General features: G+C 35.5%; 17 protein-coding genes and 3 tRNA genes. 7 read left to right on the forward strand and 13 right to left on the reverse strand.

The window, feature by feature from the left end:
- Positions 1-35: 35 nt before the first annotated feature.
- The gene (locus NPX36_RS13905; RefSeq protein ID WP_257499329.1) at positions 36-716 is read left to right on the forward strand and encodes a hypothetical protein; all 681 of its coding nucleotides are present in this window, start codon (positions 36-38) and stop codon (positions 714-716) included.
- A 36-nt stretch (positions 717-752) separates the two neighbouring features.
- Here NPX36_RS13905 and NPX36_RS13910 read toward each other — a convergent pair.
- The 3 genes from NPX36_RS13910 to NPX36_RS13920 all read right to left on the reverse strand — a co-directional run bounded on the left by NPX36_RS13910 (position 753) and on the right by NPX36_RS13920 (position 1,017).
- Positions 753-825 (reverse strand) — tRNA-Phe (locus NPX36_RS13910).
- A 23-nt stretch (positions 826-848) separates the two neighbouring features.
- Positions 849-921, reverse strand: a tRNA-Phe gene (locus tag NPX36_RS13915).
- A 23-nt stretch (positions 922-944) separates the two neighbouring features.
- Positions 945-1,017 (reverse strand) — tRNA-Phe (locus tag NPX36_RS13920).
- A gap of 119 nt (positions 1,018-1,136) precedes the next feature.
- On the opposite strand from NPX36_RS13920, the gene NPX36_RS13925 reads away from it, so the two are divergent.
- From NPX36_RS13925 to NPX36_RS13950, 6 genes are all read left to right on the forward strand, one after another.
- Entirely contained in the window at positions 1,137-1,871 is a 735-nt protein-coding gene (locus NPX36_RS13925) for a type III pantothenate kinase (RefSeq protein ID WP_257499330.1), read from the forward strand.
- The gene (locus NPX36_RS13930) at positions 1,864-3,135 is read left to right on the forward strand and encodes a hypothetical protein (RefSeq protein WP_257499331.1); all 1,272 of its coding nucleotides are present in this window, start codon (positions 1,864-1,866) and stop codon (positions 3,133-3,135) included. Before NPX36_RS13925 ends, NPX36_RS13930 begins: the two co-directional genes overlap by 8 nt.
- On the forward strand, positions 3,136-3,687 hold the full coding sequence (lptC, locus tag NPX36_RS13935) for an LPS export ABC transporter periplasmic protein LptC (RefSeq protein WP_257499332.1): 552 nt from the start codon (positions 3,136-3,138) through the stop codon (positions 3,685-3,687).
- Positions 3,688-4,086: 399 nt separating this feature from the next.
- Positions 4,087-6,204: a peptidylprolyl isomerase gene (locus NPX36_RS13940; RefSeq protein WP_257499333.1), complete on the forward strand. Its 2,118-nt coding sequence runs from the start codon at positions 4,087-4,089 to the stop codon at positions 6,202-6,204.
- Between the two features lie 93 nt (positions 6,205-6,297).
- Positions 6,298-7,170 (forward strand): ACP S-malonyltransferase, encoded by an 873-nt coding sequence (gene fabD, locus NPX36_RS13945; RefSeq protein ID WP_257499334.1) that lies wholly within the window; start codon positions 6,298-6,300, stop codon positions 7,168-7,170.
- A 60-nt stretch (positions 7,171-7,230) separates the two neighbouring features.
- A complete protein-coding gene (locus tag NPX36_RS13950; RefSeq protein ID WP_257499335.1) occupies positions 7,231-7,803 on the forward strand; it encodes a hypothetical protein in 573 nt (190 codons plus the stop codon).
- A gap of 80 nt (positions 7,804-7,883) precedes the next feature.
- On the opposite strand, the gene NPX36_RS13955 is transcribed toward NPX36_RS13950, so the two are convergent.
- The 10 genes from NPX36_RS13955 to NPX36_RS14000 all read right to left on the reverse strand — a co-directional run bounded on the left by NPX36_RS13955 (position 7,884) and on the right by NPX36_RS14000 (position 18,348).
- Positions 7,884-8,582 (reverse strand): sulfite exporter TauE/SafE family protein, encoded by a 699-nt coding sequence (locus NPX36_RS13955; RefSeq protein WP_257499336.1) that lies wholly within the window; start codon positions 8,580-8,582, stop codon positions 7,884-7,886.
- The gene (locus tag NPX36_RS13960; protein ID WP_257499337.1) at positions 8,582-9,028 is read right to left on the reverse strand and encodes a FixH family protein; all 447 of its coding nucleotides are present in this window, start codon (positions 9,026-9,028) and stop codon (positions 8,582-8,584) included. The genes NPX36_RS13955 and NPX36_RS13960 overlap by 1 nt, the downstream gene beginning before the upstream one ends.
- Positions 9,029-9,057: 29 nt before the next feature.
- Entirely contained in the window at positions 9,058-10,473 is a 1,416-nt protein-coding gene (ccoG, locus tag NPX36_RS13965) for a cytochrome c oxidase accessory protein CcoG (RefSeq protein WP_257499338.1), read from the reverse strand.
- A gap of 102 nt (positions 10,474-10,575) precedes the next feature.
- Positions 10,576-11,532: a cbb3-type cytochrome c oxidase N-terminal domain-containing protein gene (locus NPX36_RS13970; RefSeq protein WP_257499339.1), complete on the reverse strand. Its 957-nt coding sequence runs from the start codon at positions 11,530-11,532 to the stop codon at positions 10,576-10,578.
- A complete protein-coding gene (locus NPX36_RS13975; protein ID WP_257499340.1) occupies positions 11,529-11,738 on the reverse strand; it encodes a cbb3-type cytochrome oxidase subunit 3 in 210 nt (69 codons plus the stop codon). Before NPX36_RS13975 ends, NPX36_RS13970 begins: the two co-directional genes overlap by 4 nt.
- Before the next feature lie 5 nt (positions 11,739-11,743).
- On the reverse strand, positions 11,744-13,927 hold the full coding sequence (gene ccoN, locus NPX36_RS13980; protein ID WP_257499341.1) for a cytochrome-c oxidase, cbb3-type subunit I: 2,184 nt from the start codon (positions 13,925-13,927) through the stop codon (positions 11,744-11,746).
- Positions 13,928-13,936: 9 nt separating this feature from the next.
- Positions 13,937-14,119 (reverse strand): cbb3-type cytochrome oxidase assembly protein CcoS, encoded by a 183-nt coding sequence (gene ccoS / locus NPX36_RS13985; RefSeq protein WP_257499342.1) that lies wholly within the window; start codon positions 14,117-14,119, stop codon positions 13,937-13,939.
- 160 nt (positions 14,120-14,279) lie between these two features.
- Positions 14,280-15,758 (reverse strand): class I SAM-dependent DNA methyltransferase, encoded by a 1,479-nt coding sequence (locus NPX36_RS13990; RefSeq protein WP_257499343.1) that lies wholly within the window; start codon positions 15,756-15,758, stop codon positions 14,280-14,282.
- Positions 15,759-15,838: 80 nt separating this feature from the next.
- Complete coding sequence (tnpA, locus tag NPX36_RS13995) at positions 15,839-16,300, reverse strand: IS200/IS605 family transposase (RefSeq protein WP_257499344.1); 462 nt, start codon at positions 16,298-16,300, stop codon at positions 15,839-15,841.
- Positions 16,301-17,112: 812 nt separating this feature from the next.
- Positions 17,113-18,348 (reverse strand): restriction endonuclease subunit S, encoded by a 1,236-nt coding sequence (locus NPX36_RS14000; protein ID WP_257499345.1) that lies wholly within the window; start codon positions 18,346-18,348, stop codon positions 17,113-17,115.
- Position 18,349: the final 1 nt, after the last annotated feature.

Genomic DNA, 18,349 nt, shown 5'->3' on the forward strand with positions numbered 1-18,349 from the left:
TATTTTTACTGAATTATTAATAAAAATCTATTATAATGAAAAAAATTGTATTATTATCTTCTTTGATCTTGGGCGCAGGTTTGTCAATGAATGCTCAAGTGAACGAACCTAAGCCAACACCAGCTGGTCAACCAATTGCCACACAAGTAGCAAACGACAGCTTAAACACCACCACCAATAGCGTTCATACAACCACTACCAATACGGTTCAAAACAACACCAATGTAGCTACTGCTACTGCAACTGCAATCGGAACTGCTGAAGCGGCAAAAGCATCATACGAAGAGGAGATTTTAAAAGCAGAAAAAGCCAGACAAAAAGCTGAAGAAAAATTAGCCAAACAAGAAGCACAAGCTGCAAAAAGAGCAAAGAAAAAAGCCGAAGCTGAAGCAAAAGCAGCTCAGAAAAAGCAGAAAGCACACGAAAAAGAACAAAAAGCTATTGCTAAAGCAGAAAAAAAAGAAGCGAAAAAAGCTAAAGCAATTGCAAAGGCCGAAGACAAGCTTAAGAAAGCACAAAACGACCTTAGAAAGGCGGAAATGAAATATGAAGAAGCCACAAATTCTTTTGAGCGTAAAAAACTAAAAAACAAATTAGACGCTGAAAAAGAAATCAAAGAGAAGTCTAAATTAGTTAAAATGGAAACCAAAATTTCAGAGTTGAAATTAAAAGTAAACCAAGAAGAATTAGATCTTAAAAAAGCACAGTTAAAATAACAAAAAAAACGACCTGAAATTCAGGTCGTTTTTTTGTGGTACCTCCAGGAATCGAACCAGGGACACACGGATTTTCAGTCCGTTGCTCTACCAACTGAGCTAAGGTACCGAGTAATTAAACTCAATAATTTGTGGTACCTCCAGGAATCGAACCAGGGACACACGGATTTTCAGTCCGTTGCTCTACCAACTGAGCTAAGGTACCGAGTAATTAAACTCAATAATTTGTGGTACCTCCAGGAATCGAACCAGGGACACACGGATTTTCAGTCCGTTGCTCTACCAACTGAGCTAAGGTACCGTTTTGCAAGGTGTATTACCTTTCAAAAGCGATTGCAAATATAGTAGCTTTTTTTAAACATTTCCTAATCTTTTCAAAAAAAAATTTAACTACCTTTGTTGATATATGCCCAATAAATTATGATTATTTGTATCGATGTTGGTAACACCCGAACTAAAGTAGCTGTGTATGAAAACAGTACGTTGCAGCAATTGCTTATTACCAACAATGAAAAATTGCTAAAAAATATTTCAAAACAAATTCAAGGAATCGAAAATTGCGTAGATATTATTCTTTCATCGGTAGGTAATTTACCCTCAACAACCATTGAAGGATTAAAAAAAATAGGCAATTTAATCACAGTTACCCATAATTCACCTATTCCTTTTAAAAATTTTTATACCACTCCTAACACCTTGGGAATAGACCGAATTGTTCTAACAGCCGGAGCGGTTTTGAAATATCCTAAGCAAAACCGTTTGGTGATTGATGCCGGAACTTGCATCACATACGATTTTGTTAATAGTTTGGATCAATACCACGGAGGCGCCATTTCACCAGGTATAGGACTTCGCTATAAAAGTTTAAACGATCATACCGCCCATCTTCCTTTGGAAAAAATTTCGGAACTGCACCCGTTTGTAGGAAATTCAACAGCAACTGCTATTCATTCAGGTGTTTTGAACGGCGTTGTGGCTGAAATTGAGGCGTTTATCGAACACTTCAAACATCAGGATGAGAATTTAACAGTAATTTTAACAGGCGGAAATTCTGAATTTTTGGTAAACCGTTTAAAAAATAGCATCTTTGCCAATCCAAACTTTCTGCTAGAAAGTTTATTTTTGTTATATCAACACATTGTATCAAATGATTAGAAAAATTGTATTAGGAGTTGCTTTGGCAAGCACATGCCACACTTTTGCGCAGCAAGGTACTGCTTCTCCTTATTCTTATTATGGTTTTGGTGACCAACAATTTAAAGGGGCAAACGAAATAAAATCAATGGGTAGCTTAGCGGTTTATAGCGATAGCTTGCACATAAATACTTTAAACCCCGCTTCGTATGCCAAATTGCAAACCACCACTTTTTCATTGGGTGCTTCATACAAAGGAAACAACTTACAAAACGCAAACAGCAAAGAAAAAACCACTAGTGGATCTTTCGATTATTTAGCACTTGCTTTTCCAGCTGGTGATTTTAATGTTGCTGTGGGGATTATGCCGTATTCTTTTGTAGGATACAATATACAAAATACAAATATTAACGATAATGGAATGACCATTTCGCGCCAATATGTGGGTGAAGGGGGCTTAAACCGTACATTTTTAGGTCTTAGTTATAAAATTAGCAAAAACTTTAGTATAGGTGTTAATGGAGCGTATATTTTTGGAGATACCGAAACCAGCCTTACCAAATTTATTGCAGACAATGGCGAAGGTGTAGCGTTTGACCGCGGCAGCCGTATTAGAAACTTAAACAATTACAGTGGGTTTTCGATAACCGGAGGATTCAATTTTGAACAACCTTTAAAGAACAAACTTAAATTGTATGCAAGTGCCACGTTTAGCCCGGAAATGCAATTAAAAAACGACCAAACCAAAACACTAGCAACTGTTCGATTAAGCACACAAACCGGCTTACAAGAAATTAATGCTACCACCACACAAAATAGCAATGAAGAAATGCTTTTGCCAATGAACTATTCCTTTGGTGCAGGTATTGGAAATCATTTAAAATGGTTTGTGGGAGCAGAATATACAGCTAACCAAACCTCAAAATACAACACCTTTTACAAGTATGAAAACGCCACGTATAACGATTATATGAAAATTGGTGTTGGTGGATTTTACACGCCAAAATACAATTCGTTTACCAGTTATTTAGAACGAATGACCTATCGTGCAGGATTTAATTACGAAAACACTGGGTTAGTTATTAATCAGGAAGAAATTAAAGGTATTAATGCAAATATCGGTATAGGTTTTCCTGTGGGAAGATACAATTCTAATATCAACTTAGGATTTGAATACGGTCAAAAAGGAAATACCAACATGGGCTTGATAAAAGAAAATTATTACGGCGTAAATATTGGGCTTTCTTTTAACGATGTTTGGTTTAAACGCAGAAAATTCGATTAATTGAAAAAATATTTTGCACATATTGCCGCTTTTTCTTTTGTTTTGGTTGCATGTAATAACGATTTAAAAGACATTCAAAACCTAAATAAAAAACAATTGTATGCAACGGGCGAGGCCGATTCTATCAATGTGAAATATACCGACTCAGCCAAAATTAAAGCCGAAATGTATGCCGTGAAAATGCTTGATTATAGCAAAGCGAAATACCCTTTTAATCATTTTCCTAAAGGTGTTAAGGTGACTGTTTACGACAAAAATCGAAACAAAAACTACATCACCGCCAAACAAGCCACGGTTTACAACAAAACAGGAATGATTAATTTGGTGGGCGATGTGAAAATAACCTCACACGATGGCAAAGTAATGCAAACGCAACAAATGTATTACGACCAAAAAAATAATTGGTTTTTTACCGAACATTACTTTAAAGTCACCGATCAAAACAAAAGCTTTTTTGAAGGAATTGGTGTAGATTTCGATCAAAATTTTAAAATTGTAAACGCACAGCAAAATCGTGCAGAATTAAAAGAAGTTAAAGATGAAAGTTTATAAATTTATTGCCTATATCTATCTGTTGTTTGGAGTTTTTTTTATCTATGATGCATACAGATCCTATACTCTAAACGAAAATTATTGGTTAAAATTAGCCTTAGCAGGGATGGCCATTTTTATGTTTATATTTAGGTTGCGAAGCATGCGTAAATTGCCCCAAAACAAACAATAACACACTTTGTATAGCAATTTTGTTGACAGTTGCAGATTCCTTTTGCAAAAAAATCATCAGTATAGCAGCTAAAAATTTTTTTGTTACCGACAAACACCCGAATTACAACGATTTTACAATCAAAAATAGAATAATGCACTAAAAAAAGTGCATTTTTTTTTATTCTCTTTTTTTATTAGACAGATAATTGTATTTTCGCTCATTGAAAAAATTACACATTCATAAAAATGGCAGTTTTACAGAAAATTAGAGAAAGATCAGGTTTGCTTATTGGCGTAATCGGATTTTGTTTACTAGCATTCGTTGCTGGAGATTTATTAACAGGTGGATTAAGCTTTAATTCTCGCAATGTGGGAGAAGTTAACGGAGTTGATATTTCTGCAATGGAATATAGTAATAAGGTTGCAAACCTTGAAAAAAATGGTCAAGGAAAAGGCGCACAATTATACAACCAAGTTTGGACCAACGAAGTGCGCACCATTTTGTTTACCGAGCAATTAGAAAAAGCAGGATTGCGCTTGGGCAAAGATCAATTGATCAATGTAATTAAAACCCACCCAAGTTTTTCGCAAAACCCTCAGTTTTTAAATGATGCTGGTCAATTCGATATGAACAAATTCAACAGCTTTTTGGCTCAAATGAAAGCAGCAGGCGCTCAACAATGGAACGCTTGGTTAGATTACGAAAAACAATTGGGCATTTTTGCAAAAGAACAAATGTACTTAAACATGATTAAAGGTGCAATTGTAACTACTACTGCAGAAGCTAAAATGGCTTATAAAAATGAAGCTACCAAAGTTTCTTTTGACTATGTAACACTTCCTTACACTACTGTAAACGACGAGCAAGTTAAAGTTACCGATGCGGAGATTGAAGCATACATTAAAAAATATCCAAAACAATTCAAAGCTACGCCGTCGCGCAAAGTAGAATATGTTTTTATTGCCAACAAACCATCTAAAGAAGATGAAGCTGCTTCAAAACAAATCATTGAAGATTTATTGAAGCCGTCTGTGGTGTTTAATAAAAATACCAATAAAAATGATACCATCTCTGGATTTGCAAAAGCAACAGATGTGAAAGCTTTTGTAAACCAAAATTCGGATGTACCTTTTGATTCTACTTATTATGCAAAAGAACAATTGCCGGTAGAACATGCAGAAAAAATATTCAACACGCCAGTTGGTACTATATACGGACCTTATGTGTTTAATGATTACTATGCGGTTTCTAAAGTAGTAGCAAAGAAAAACACAGCTGAAACAGTTGATGCATCGCATATTTTAATAGCATATAAAGGTGCTCAAAGAGCCGACGCAACAGTTACTTTAACAAAAGATGAAGCAAAAACAAAAGCAGAAGCCTTGCTGAAACAAGTACAAGGCGGTGCTGATTTTGCTGCATTGGCTTCAGAAAACACCAACGATTCAGGCTCAAAAGCTACAGGTGGAAAATATCCAAATATTCAAAAAGGACAAATGGTTCCAACCTTTGACCAATACATCTTTAATAATCCAGTAGGGAAATTGGGGATTGTAGAATCTGACTTTGGTTACCATGTTTTAAAAGTTGATAAAATCAATGAAAAAGAAGGCGTTCAATTGGCAACTATTGCTAAAAAAATTGAATCGTCAAACAAAACACAAGATGCTATTTATGCACAAGCAAATAAATTCTTAGAAAGCGTGCAAAATGGAAAAGACTTTGCTAAAGAAGCAACTGCACAAGGTTTGGTATCTTTCCCAGCTACAAAAATAGATGCTTTTGACGATCAATTAACAGGTGTTGAAGGAGCGCAAACAGAAGCTGTTCGTTGGGCATCGAGCAAAAACACCAGTGTGGGCGATATTAAGAAATTTGATTCAGCAGATGGCTTTTTAATCATTAAAGTGGCATCTATCAACGATACCGAATTAATGTTGGCTGAAGATGCACGCCAAATGGTAGAACCAATCTTAATCAACGAGAAAAAAGCAGCAATCATCCGTGAAAAAATGACTGGCAAAACATTAGAAGAAGTTGCTAAAAATGCAAAAATAGGTGTGGTAAATGCAATTGATGTTACAGGTGCAAACCCAATGGTAAACGGTTTCCAAGAACCTTTGGTTGTGGGGAATGCATTAGGAAGAAAACCAACCGAAACTTCTCCATTAATCGATGGCCGCAACGGTGTTTATATGATTAAAACAAAAAACATTACAAAAGCTACCGATTTGCCAAACTACTTAACCTATAAACAAAAAGTAGGTACAAACAACCGCCAAATGGCAGAAAACATGGTGTTTAGCGCTATGTATCAAAATGCAAAAATAGAAGACAACCGTGCGAAAGTATTGTTGCAATAATAAAAGCAAAAAACTCTTGAAAAAGTCCGTTTAAAAAACGGGCTTTTTTTTATGGGTAAATTTGCTATTTTTGTACCAACAAACTAATTAAAAATGAAAGCATACGTATTTCCAGGGCAAGGAGCTCAATTTGTAGGAATGGGAAAAGATTTATATGAATCTTCTGAAATAGCAAAAGAATTATTTGATAAAGCCAATGAAATTTTAGGGTTCAATATCACTGAAATTATGTTTAACGGTACCGATGAAGAATTAAAGCAAACCAAAGTAACACAACCAGCTGTGTTTTTACATTCAGTGATTTTAGCAAAAACCTTAACCAATTTCAAACCAGAAATGGTTGCTGGGCATTCTTTAGGAGAATTTTCTGCCTTGGTTGCAAACGGAACGCTTTCGTTTGAAGATGCCTTGCAATTGGTATCAAAACGTGCTATGGCTATGCAGAAAGCATGCGAAATTACACCATCAACAATGGCTGCCGTTTTAAATTTAGACGACAAAGTAGTTGAAGACATTTGCGCTTCTATTGACGGTGTTGTGGTAGCAGCAAATTACAATTGCCCAGGACAGTTGGTTATTTCGGGCGAAACAAAAGCGGTTGAATTAGCTTGTGTAAAAATGAAAGAAGCCGGTGCAAAACGTGCTTTAATTTTACCGGTTGGCGGTGCATTTCACTCACCAATGATGGAGCCTGCTCGTGAGGAATTAGCCGCAGCTATTGAAGCCACTACTTTTAACACGCCTATCTGTCCGGTGTATCAAAACGTAACTGCTAGTGCCGTTTCAGATGCAGCAGCAATCAAGAAAAACTTAATCACACAGCTTACTGCACCTGTTCGTTGGACGCAATCGGTGCAACAAATGATTGCCGATGGTGCTACATCTTTTACCGAAGTTGGGCCAGGAAAAGTGCTAATGGGCTTAATCAATAAAATAAACAAAGAGGTGGAAACTATAAAAGCATAAACACTCCAAACGACTTCCGATAAAGAAGTCGTTTTTTTATATCTTTAATAAAAAATAGAGATGAAGTTTTTTAAATTGCTTGCACTGCTCCTATTTATAAGCTGTGTGCCTAAGGAAGATACAACGAGTTTAGATTTTGTAAAAATAGATATTTTAGCAATTCAACAGCATATTCCAGCATCTATAACGCTTGATTTTAAAAGTAGATCTCTTTCATTTAGCGATTTAACACAAATGACCCTTATCCCAGAAGATTGCGCTTGTGCCTTTGACACCCTAAACCCTTCTGTGGATTTTGAATATATTCATTTGAATGACTCTGATTTCAATCATGCTAAGGTATTGTTTGGAAAGATCTTTGCTTCTGAAATTAAAAAAATAAACACCGAATTCCGTAAAAATAAAGATACTTTAAGTTATCAATACGGTGAAGAAACAAGATACAGAGTTAGCTTTGCAAAAGACACCATTAAATTTTCTACGGATGATTTTTTGATTATAGATTACAACAATCAACGTGCTATTTATGAGCTTTTAAAGATTATTAAAAAACACACCAAATCCAGTCATACTAAAAAGTTTATCGAATCTTTTTCGTTTCAATTTGAAAAAGATTATCAAACTACTGATTAAATAGTAAGCGCTATTGAAAATTGTAAAGGTAAACACGCATCCACTTTTTGATTTAAACTTTGTATCCATCCAAAATACCATCAAAAGCATTGCGGATTTGCAGTTATAAAAAGTTGTAAGGTGGATGGAGAAACATACGGAATTGCTAAATCTAATCCTCTTAAAATCAATAAAATTCCTGTAAAAGTTAAAAATACAGGTACTGCTTTTTGCAATTTATTTTTAAAGTATTTATTAATCCAACTGCTCATCCAAATTAAAACGGTTAGCAACGGAATGGTTCCCAAACCATACCAAAGCATGAACAAACCACCATATACCCCACCTTGAGTGGCAGTTGCTCCAAACAATGCCATATAAATCATGGCGCAAGGCAACAAGCCATTTAGTAGTCCCAAAACATATAAAGAAAAGGCGGTTCGCTTTTTAAGGTATGCTCCAAACACACTTTTAAACTTCATATATCCTTTTGAATTGAATTTTAAGAGTGATTGTTGCAACCTTTTTTCATTTAAAAAAAGTACACTTATTATTAAACAAACCCCCAAAATAATCGATGTTTGTTGTTGAAAACCTGCGATAAACAATCCTTTTCCTATCGTTCCAAAAACAACGCCCAGCAACGTATATACTGATATTCTACCCACATGATACAACACAATTAAGAGTGTTTTTTTTGTGGTGGAAAACTGGTGTACAGGTAATGCCAAAGCAATGGGTCCGCACATGGCCACACAATGCAGACTGCTTAGCAAACCCAGTAACAATGGTATGATCATTACAAATGGAGTGTTTGTTGTTTCAAATAATCGGTGCCCTTGTAAGAAAAATCAATACTAATATCCCAACGGCCATCTATCAAGCGAGATTTAGGTATAAGCAAGTAGTTTGATGACAATTCTATGGGAATTGTTTGATCAAAAGCTTGATTAGACGGCCTGTAAAGGGATACTGTTCCTTTTATTTCTTGCGGATTGAAATCCTTTGGAAAATAAATTGCTATTCCTTGTGATGTGGTTTTTATCTGAAAAGCATCAGCCAATTTGTTGGCATTTTGCTGTTTGGAATAATTGCTATTCACCTCGGTTTCTTTTTGGTAATATTGCTCTGTTACCAATTCATTGTCATAACGTGCGTCCATTTGCACACGAATCACGTATTGCAGTATAAAAATCATAAATGCCGCAATACCAATTACGATGCCTGTTCCCCAATTAAATTTCATTTGATTTTGTTTTAGTTTTTTTTTCTATTTTAATTAAAACTTCGTGGACTCATAAAGTTTGTTTTTGTTTGATCGATTAATTCTTCATTGTTATACACCTCTATTTGCACTTCTGTTTTGTCGCTTTTTAAAACGGCTTGTGGAATTTCGATGAACAAAGTTCCTTGTGCCATATCTTCTTTTGGTATTTGGATTGATTTTTTCCCAACCAATTCAATTTTCCCTTCTGGATGAGCCAGTTTTATGGTAACATTATCAAAATTTCGGGTTGATTTGTTTGCTATTTTATAGGTATATACATTGCTGATATAATCGCCTTTATGTTCAAATAACTGACCAGGTAAGCGAAGAATTTTTGCTTCTACATCGCTTCGCATAAACAGCAATCCGCTTAAAATTCCAATAAGAATTAGCAAAACAGCCGTATAGCCTTTCATGCGTGTGGTGAATACAAATTTTTCTTTTTTTGCTATTTCGCTTTCAGAGGCGTATCTGATTAATCCTTTTGGAAGATTTACCGATTCCATCATAAAATCACAAGCATCGATACACGCTGTGCAGTTTACACATTCCAACTGGGTGCCGTTGCGAATATCAATTCCTGTTGGGCAAACATGTACACATTGTGCACAATCGATACAATCGCCTAAGCCTTTTTCGTTTCGATCTTCATTTTTTCGAAATTTTGCCCGACCGTTTTCAGCTTCTCCTCGTTTGTAATCGTAAGCAACCACAATGGTTTTTTCATCTAACAAAACCCCTTGCAACCTGCCATACGGACAAGCGATGATACACACTTGTTCGCGAAACCATACAAATACAAAATAAAATACGGCTGTGAAAATAATGAGTGATACAAATGTGGAAATATTGTTTACTGGCCCGTTTATAATCATTGATAAAACATGGTCGCTGCCTACAATATACGATAGAAAAACATTGGCTATAAGAAAAGAAACTATAAAAAACACGAACCACTTTAATGCTTTTTTACGGATTTTTTCAGCATTCCATTCTTGTTTATTCAAGCGAATTTGTGCTCCGCGGTCGCCTTCTATCCAGTATTCAATCCTTCTAAAAACCATTTCCATAAAAATGGTTTGCGGGCAAATCCAACCGCAAAAAATCCTTCCAAAAACCACTGTGAACAGTGCCACAAACACAATACCGATGATCATACCAATCACAACGATATAAAAATCTTGTGGCCAGAAAGTGAATCCAAAAAACGAAAATTTTCGCTCTAAAACATTAAACAAAAAAAACTGATTGCCGTTGATTTTTACAAAAGGCGATGCCAGCAAAATCAGCAGTAAAAAATAGCTGACCCATTTGCGTTTGTTATAAAATTTTCCGGCAGGTTTTTTTGGATATACCCAAACTCTTTTTCCTTCTTCGTCAACCGTACCTAATCGGTCTCTAAAGTTGTTGTGATCTTCACTCATTATAATATTGAATAATATTTTGTTTTAAATAACCACAGCCCTTATGAGAAGAGCTGTGGAAGAAAAATAAAACTAAAACGCTCCAAATGGTTATGGATGTTATTATGGTGCACTAGGTGCTTGATTATTTGTGTTTGCTAAGGTGTCGTTTGCTACGTTTCCGCTTGTTTGGGATGCGGCACTTGCAGCTGCAACCTTATCACCTTCGGGTGCTTTGGCATCGGCAGGATTTGTTCCTTGCAATGACAAAATATAACTTGCCACTTTTTGAATATCTGATGGTTTTATTTGTTGTTTCCAAGCCACCATTCCTTTGCCATCACGACCACCTTCCATAATGGTAGTAAAAATTTCTTTCACATCACCACCTAAAATCCAATATTCATCGGTAAGGTTGGGACCAATTCCACCACCACCATCGGCACGGTGACATGCCACACAATTGGAATCGAAAATAGCTTTTCCGGCAGCTAAATCGGCTGGATCGGTTAACAACACAACTTGATCGGCTGTTAACAAATCGGGAGCTGTTTTTTTGTACTCTTCGATTTCTTTCTGCGCCATTGCCAAGTCTTTTTCTAATTCTTGTATTTGGTTATCGCCGCCAAATAGGTGGTATTTCCCTAAATAGATCACTCCGAAAATAATGGTAACATAGAATAAATACACCCACCACGGTGGCAAATCGTTGTCTAATTCTTTGATACCATCGTAGTCATGATCCATTTCAATTTCTTTTTCTTCTTCAATAGCACGCGATTTGGTAAGCTTTTTCATAAGCTTTTTTATAAACGGCAATTCCGAAAAAGGTAAATTGTCTAATGCTTCTTTTTGAGCACGTTCTTCGGGTGTCATTAATTGCTCTATGACATTGTTTGAAGCTTTTGCAACAATTTCTAAAGCAATTATTACCAACAAAATCAAACCTAAAAGTGCTAAGACCGACGGATATGCGATAATCATTGGCTTATCACCCGAATCTATAAAGTATTCCAGAATGCCATAGCAGGTAAAAAATAGTACTGGAACACGAACATATACAGGAAAAAAACGTTTCATAATTTAGTGTTTGTGTTAATTGAACTTTCGTTATTGCCCGTATTTTGCAAAGGCAAGTTACTTAATTCGTTGAGTGTATGTTTTTTGTAAGTGAACACCCATACGATTAATCCTACAAAAAATAGAAAGAAAATAAGTAACGCTATAATGGGATAAATTTCAATGCCCGAAATGGTATCCATATTGTGTTTTATAAACTTTAGCATAAGATTTATTTTTGTTCTTTTACCTTAATATCAGTTCCTAAACGTTGTAAATAAGCTATTAATGCGGTGATTTCTCGTTCGCTCATTGGTACAAACTGTTCTCCATTTGCCAAAGCTGCTTTTTTACTAGCTTCGTATGATTTCACAAAATCGGGATCGTTTTTCAGATTTTCTTCGATCTTTTCAGCTTGTACTTTCATAGATGCTTTTGCATTTTCAATTTCCTGATCGGTATAAGGCACTCCTAATTTTTGCAGCACACGCATTTTGGTTTCGATTTCAGAAATATTCATCTGTTTGTTTTGGAACAACCATTTATAAGTTGGCATGATAGACCCTGGCGAAGTGCTTTGCGGATCATACATGTGATTAAAATGCCAGTTGTCTGAATATTTGGCACCTAAGCGATGCAAATCTGGTCCGGTGCGTTTTGATCCCCATAAAAAAGGATAGTCATAAACATATTCGCCCGATTTTGAATATTCGCCATAGCGTTCCACCTCACTTCTAAACGGACGAACCATTTGCGAGTGACAGCTCACACAGCCTTCGCGTATGTATAAATCACGACCTTCTAATTCTAATGGAGTATATGGTTTTACACTTGCGATTGTTTGGATGTTTGAATCTACTACCAAAGTAGGTACAATTTGAATGATTCCACCAATCAATATCGCCACAGTTGCCAAAATGGTTAACTGTATAGGTTTGCGTTCTAACCAAGCATGGAAGCGTTCCCCTTTTATACGATTTGGAGCAATGCGAGCCAATGCAGGTGCTTCGGCCAATTCATCTTCTACTTTTGCAGCAGCAGTCATTGTTTTGTAAACATTATACACCAATACCAAAATACCAATAACATATAAAGTTCCTCCAATTGCGCGCATTGCATACATAGGCATAATTGCGGTAACGGTTTCTAAAAAGTTACCATATTTTAAGGTGCCGTCTGGGTTGAATTGTTTCCACATCATGTGTTGGCTAAAGCCTGCCACATACAACGGAATGGTATATAAAATGATTCCTAAGGTGCCAATCCAAAAATGGAAATTCGCCAATTTTTTAGAGTATAATTGTGTTTTGGCAATTCTTGGCAACAACCAATAAATGATTGCAAAAGCCATAAATCCGTTCCAAGCCAATGCCCCAACGTGTACGTGGGCAATAATCCAATCGGTGAAATGGGCAATTGCATTTACGTTTTTAAGAGAAAGCATAGGCCCTTCAAAAGTAGCCATACCATAACCTGTAATTGCCACTACAAAGAATTTTAAAACAGGCTCTGTTCGCACCTTATCCCAAGCACCACGAAGTGTTAGCAAACCGTTGATCATACCACCCCATGACGGCGCAATAAGCATTACAGAGAATACTACACCTAAATTTTGTGCCCATTCTGGCAAAGCAGTATATAGCAAATGGTGAGGACCTGCCCAAATATATAAGAAAATGAGCGACCAAAAGTGAATAATCGATAGTCGGTACGAATATACCGGGCGGTTGGCAATTTTAGGCAAGTAGTAATACATCAATCCTAAAAAAGGAGTGGTTAAGAAAAACGCCACTGCGTTGTGCCCATACCACCATTGCACCAGCGCATCTTGCACACCTGCATATACCGAATATGATTTTAACATATTCACAGGCATCTCTAAATTATTAAAAATATGCAACACGGCCACGGTAACAAAAGTTGCCAAATAGAACCAAATAGCTACATATAAATGGCGCTCTCTTCGGTTTAAAATGGTCATAATCATATTAATACCAAAAACCACCCACACGATTGCTATTGCAATATCAATTGGCCATTCAAGCTCGGCATATTCTTTAGAAGAAGTATATCCTAATGGCAACGTAATTGCCGCAGCTACAATAATTAATTGCCATCCCCAAAAGTTGATATTACTTAAAACATCGCTATACATCCGGGTTTTTAGTAATCGTTGCAGCGAATAATACACTCCACCAAAAATGGTGTTTCCTACAAAGGCAAAAATTACAGCATTGGTGTGCAACGGACGTATTCTACCAAAACTTAACCAAGGAATATTATCGGTAATATTCGGAAAGATAAACATAACTGCCAAAAGCAAACCTACCAGCATACCTACAACTCCGAAAAGAATGGCAGCGTAGAGGAATTTTTTAACAATTTTGTTGTCATAATAAAATTGTTGTACTTCCATAAATACGAATTAATTTGATTGTTTTTGTGATTTATTTTCTTTTTTTGATTTCAATTCATCGTCAAACAACATCCTTACAGATGGTGTGTATTGATCATCGAATTGTCCGCTTTTAACTGATTTAATGAAGAGGGTCAGAAAAACGGCTGCAACAAATATGCTGATGCATATTAAAATATAAATTACGCCCATACCTAAAATCTTTGTTCAAAGGTAGGCTGGGCGTATTTCTTAAAATATGATAAAAGTCAGTTTGGTGTTTTTTTTTGTTGAGAGAGGAAAGAATAGCTGGGTTCTTGATACCAGTATTTGAAAAATAAAAAAACTTCCATATCAACGGAAGTCTCTATTTTTAACTTTTCAAACTCGCAATAATCGCTCTAAAACTCTCCAAACCTGCTTCGATGTTTTCTACAATTTCTTCTGCTAATTCATCAGGGTCAGGTAAGTTGTCTAAATCGGCTAGAGATTTGTCTTTCAACCACGTTATGTCTAAACTCGTTTTGTCTCTAGCAATGACTTCATCGTAAGAAAATTTACGCCATCTGCCTTCTGGATTGGTTTCTGAATACGTTTCTTTTCTTTTAGCCGTATTACCATCTAAATACAAATCAAGGAACTCTTGTAAGTCGCTATATTTTAATGGGTTTTTCTTTAAGGTATGATGAATATTGGTTCTGTAATCGTACACCCAAATCTCTTTTGTCCAAACTTCTTTACTAGCGGGTTTACCATCAAAGAACAATACATTCGCTTTTACACCATTGGCATAGAAAATACCCGTTGGTAAACGTAAAATGGTATGTAAATTAGTGGTTTCTAATAACTTTTTACGAACCGATTCCCCAGCACCACCTTCAAACAATACATTATCAGGTAAGACAACTGCCGCTTTACCATTTTCTTTTAATTGGGTTTTAATGTGTTGTACGAAGTTTAATTGCTTGTTACTGGTAGTAACCCAGAAATCCTGACGGTTATAGGTTAAATCGTCTTTTTCTTGTTCGCCTGCTTCGTTGGTAATGGTCATGCTACTTTTTTTACCGAAAGGCGGATTGGCTAAGATATAATCAAAGCGGTCGCCATTATCGGCTACAAGGGAATCGTTTGGCGAAATAAAATTATCCGAATCAATATCACCTATGTTGTGTAAAAACAAGTTCATTAACGCCAATCGACGCGTACTAGCCACAATTTCGTTACCTCTGAACGTGTGGTATTTTAAAAACTGCTTTTGCTCTTTGTCTAAGTTTTGCTCGGTTAAATGGTCGTAAGCCGCTAAAAAGAAACCTCCTGTACCACAAGCAGGATCGCCTATGGTTTTCATAGGTTGCGGATTCAAACACGTGACCATCGCTTTGATTAATGGTCTAGGGGTAAAGTACTGCCCTGCACCACTTTTGGTATCTTCTGCGTTTTTCTCTAACAAGCCTTCGTAAATGTCGCCTTTGTCTTTTACGCCCATCATGACCCAGTTTTCAGCATCTATCATTTTGATGAGTTTGAAAAGCTTGGCTGGGTCTTGTATTTTATTTTGACTTTTAGTAAAAATTTGCCCTAAAATACCTTTGCTTTGCCCCAACTCACGCAGCATTTTCGTATAATGCACTTCTAATTCTTCTCCGCTTTTGTACAAAAGACTTTCCCAGTTTAAATTGGTTGGAATATTTAAGTTACGATTATGCGGTGGCAAACTGTACTCGTGTGCCATTTTTAAAAACAGTAAATACGTTAATTGCTCTAGGTAATCGCCATAACCTACCCCATCATCTCTCAGGGTTTGACAAAAGGCCCATACTTTGCTTACTATTGTGGAATTTGCGTTGCTCATATTTGTTTTACATATGATTTTTGTTAAATTTTTAATATCCGTAAGGGATTTTTTTCAGGTGCTAACACCAATGATTTAGATTATTTTAAATCCTCAAAGATATAACGTTCATCAAATGGGATATTAAATTTTTCTAAAAAATTTAGATACTCTTCTTTAAAATTTTCTTTTTTGTGATGTGATTCTTGATTCTTTACGTAGTTATAAACATTGTTAATTTGAGAATGACTATATGAAAATGCACCATATCCTTCTTGCCATTCAAATCGATTTATTAAAAAACGATTATCATTAATAAACTTTGAAGATTTTGCTTTAACCGTTTTCATTAATTCAGATATAGATACCGTTGGTTTTAATCCAAAAAAGCAATGCACATGATCTTCAACACCATTAACAATTATGGTTTTGCATCCAGTTTCATTAATAAGATTACCAATAACCGCAAAGACATCTTTTCTCCATTCATTATGAAGAACCGCTTCTCTATATTTCACTGCAAAGACTGCCTGAATATAAACTTGATGATAGGTGTTTGCCATATGTTTGTTTTATTATTACATGTTTCATCCCTACGGGATTTTTTTACATCGGATTGAAATCCATTGTTACAATATGTGTCATCCTTACGGGATTTTTTATCGATATTTTTTTACAACGGATTGAAATCCATTGTTACAACATGTGTCATCCCTACGGGATTTTTTTACAACGGATTGAAATCCATTGTTAAAATATGTGTCATCCTTACGGGATTTTTTATCGATATTTTTTTACAACGGATTGAAATCCATTCCTACAACATGTGTCATCCCTACGGGATTTTTTTACAACGGATTGAAATCCATTGTTACAATATAGATCATCCCTACGGGATTTTTTATCAACATTTCTTTTGCAACGGATTGAAATCCATTCCTACAACATGTGTCATCCCTACGGGATTTTTTTACAACGGATTGAAATCCATTGTTACAATATAGATCATCCCTACGGGATTTTTTATCAACATTTCTTTTGCAACGGATTGAAATCCATTCCTACAACATGTGTCATCCCTACGGGATTTTTTTACAACGGATTGAAATCAATTGTTACAATATAGATCATCCCTAAGGGATTTTATATCGATATTTTTTTACAAATAGATCATCCCTACGGGATTTTTTATCAACATTTCTTTTGCAACGGATTGAAATCCATTCTACAACATGTGTCATCCCTACGGGATTTTTTGTGTCGTGTTAGAGCCAGCGGCTCAACCCATTTTATAAGGATGGACTTCAGTCCAGTCGATAACAAACAACCTGACGTATTAGAGCCGTAGGCTCGACCTGTTTTGTACAGCTGCTTTTTAAAGCAGTTGCCCACTAAACGCCTTTTTCAATATACTTTGCCTTAACGCTTCTGCTTTTTGTAAACTCTCTTGAATACTTTCCTCCATTTTATCGGCAACACTTAAACGACTTTCGATTTCTTGAACGATAACGTGTTGTTCTTCTAATGATGGAATAGGAACATCAATATCAAGAATTCTATATAGTGATAACTTTGGTTGGGTAGTTATTTTGGTCTTGCTTTTAATTTGTATTTGAGCTTCTATGCTTGATAAAAATAGAGATAAAAACTTATTATAAACTTTATTAAATTCTGTGATTTTTGCTGCATTTTCAGTCAAATTTGCTCCATCTAATTGTTCAGGAATAGTTCCAACAACGCCTATTGTACCTGCAATTGATATATATACATCATTTTTCGAAATCGTGTAATTTTTAATTGCAAATTGTGTTTCAGGATGTAAATACTTTAACTTATATTTATTGACAGTTTGATTGCAAAAATCCGTGACTCTTATATAAGGATACTGAGTTTGTTCTTCAGAATAAAAATGTCCTTTAGGTAATCTTTTACCTCCTTTAACTTTTGCGAAATCACCAATTTTTAATTTTTCCCACCCCTCAGGCAACTCACCCTCTTTTACATTTTTATTGGTTAGTTTTCCTTCAAAAGCGTGTTTTAAAACACTTTGGCGGTACACTTTTAATTGTTCTTGTGCGGTTTTTAAATCGGCTATGCCTTGGTCTAACTCGCTAAAAAGTTCTTCTATTTTGGAAACGATGGCATGTTGGGTTTCAAGTGGGGGAACGGGGATTTCAATTTCAGAAAATACTTTTAATGAAATTTCTTTAAATGTAGTACCACTTGCAATACTTTCAGCTTTTTGTTTAGAAGCTTTTAAAAAATAATATATATAGTCACTACTTAAATTTTCATTTGGAATTATACTCTTAAATCCTTGATTAGTACATAATTCAGTATCTGCAATTACAACATAACCGATAGGTGCACGTGAAGAAAATAAAATAGAACCTTTAGGCATTAATTTGGCAGAAGATTTTTTCAAACCTTCTTCTGTTATTGACTTTTTTCCTTTCTTAATTTTCTTTTCAACATACCCCGTTAAGTCTGAAGGTGAAATCCAATTTATATCTCCATTCCAATATTCTGAAATACTTGTTGAAGGAGTTCCTCCAGATATAATTTTACCAATATCCCTTAACTTTTTTATTTGCCAGTTGTTTTTAACCATA

It is taken from the genome of Paenimyroides aestuarii (assembly GCF_024628805.1).
Classification (GTDB): Bacteria; Bacteroidota; Bacteroidia; order Flavobacteriales; family Flavobacteriaceae; genus Flavobacterium; species Flavobacterium aestuarii_A.

What these genes read in the sequence shown, in the direction of transcription:
- NPX36_RS13955 (WP_257499336.1), bottom strand. Translation starts at nt 8,582, where the DNA reads ATGATCATACCATTGTTACTGGGTTTGCTAAGCAGTCTGCATTGTGTG.
- NPX36_RS13990 (WP_257499343.1), bottom strand. Translation starts at nt 15,758, where the DNA reads ATGAGCAACGCAAATTCCACAATAGTAAGCAAAGTATGGGCCTTTTGT.
- NPX36_RS13960 (WP_257499337.1), bottom strand. Translation starts at nt 9,028, where the DNA reads ATGAAATTTAATTGGGGAACAGGCATCGTAATTGGTATTGCGGCATTT.
- tnpA (WP_257499344.1), bottom strand. Translation starts at nt 16,300, where the DNA reads ATGGCAAACACCTATCATCAAGTTTATATTCAGGCAGTCTTTGCAGTG.
- NPX36_RS13905 (WP_257499329.1), top strand. Translation starts at nt 36, where the DNA reads ATGAAAAAAATTGTATTATTATCTTCTTTGATCTTGGGCGCAGGTTTG.
- NPX36_RS13970 (WP_257499339.1), bottom strand. Translation starts at nt 11,532, where the DNA reads ATGAAACGTTTTTTTCCTGTATATGTTCGTGTTCCAGTACTATTTTTT.
- NPX36_RS13975 (WP_257499340.1), bottom strand. Translation starts at nt 11,738, where the DNA reads ATGCTAAAGTTTATAAAACACAATATGGATACCATTTCGGGCATTGAA.
- NPX36_RS13930 (WP_257499331.1), top strand. Translation starts at nt 1,864, where the DNA reads ATGATTAGAAAAATTGTATTAGGAGTTGCTTTGGCAAGCACATGCCAC.
- fabD (WP_257499334.1), top strand. Translation starts at nt 6,298, where the DNA reads ATGAAAGCATACGTATTTCCAGGGCAAGGAGCTCAATTTGTAGGAATG.
- ccoG (WP_257499338.1), bottom strand. Translation starts at nt 10,473, where the DNA reads ATGAGTGAAGATCACAACAACTTTAGAGACCGATTAGGTACGGTTGAC.
- NPX36_RS13950 (WP_257499335.1), top strand. Translation starts at nt 7,231, where the DNA reads ATGAAGTTTTTTAAATTGCTTGCACTGCTCCTATTTATAAGCTGTGTG.
- NPX36_RS14000 (WP_257499345.1), bottom strand. Translation starts at nt 18,348, where the DNA reads ATGGTTAAAAACAACTGGCAAATAAAAAAGTTAAGGGATATTGGTAAA.
- NPX36_RS13940 (WP_257499333.1), top strand. Translation starts at nt 4,087, where the DNA reads ATGGCAGTTTTACAGAAAATTAGAGAAAGATCAGGTTTGCTTATTGGC.
- ccoS (WP_257499342.1), bottom strand. Translation starts at nt 14,119, where the DNA reads ATGGGCGTAATTTATATTTTAATATGCATCAGCATATTTGTTGCAGCC.
- NPX36_RS13925 (WP_257499330.1), top strand. Translation starts at nt 1,137, where the DNA reads ATGATTATTTGTATCGATGTTGGTAACACCCGAACTAAAGTAGCTGTG.
- ccoN (WP_257499341.1), bottom strand. Translation starts at nt 13,927, where the DNA reads ATGGAAGTACAACAATTTTATTATGACAACAAAATTGTTAAAAAATTC.